1 pseudogene is annotated in these 350 nt (G+C 68.0%); it reads right to left on the bottom strand.

From position 1 onward, the window contains the following. Positions 1-350 (bottom strand): annotated as a pseudogene (locus tag NLI84_RS17525) (GTP 3',8-cyclase MoaA); the annotation flags it as partial.

Genomic DNA, 350 nt, shown 5'->3' with positions numbered 1-350 from the left:
CGAACTTGGCTTCCTGGCCCAGGCACAGGTAGAGCGTGCCGTCGACCGCCAGCCTCACCCGGTTGCAACTGGCGCAGAAATGCTGCGAGAGCGGGGTGATGAAGCCGATGCGGCCGGTGCCGCCCGCGGTGCGCCAGTAACGCGCCGGGCCACCGCCGAGCTCCAGCACCTCGGGCACCAGCGCGAACCGCTCTACCAGCGCCTCGCGCACGGGACCGAGGTCCAGGTATTGCGCATTGCGGCCGGTGTCGCCCATCGGCATGGTCTCGATCAGGCGCAGGATGAAGCCATGTTCGAAGCAGAATTCGGCCATGCGCGCGATCTCGTGCTCGTTCACGCCGCGCATCACC

This window comes from Chitinolyticbacter albus, assembly GCF_024437655.1.
In the GTDB taxonomy this organism is placed as follows: Bacteria; Pseudomonadota; Gammaproteobacteria; order Burkholderiales; family Chitinibacteraceae; genus Chitinolyticbacter; species Chitinolyticbacter albus.
Note: the sequence above shows the minus strand (reverse complement) of the source record. Positions and strands in the feature narration are given on the sequence as shown.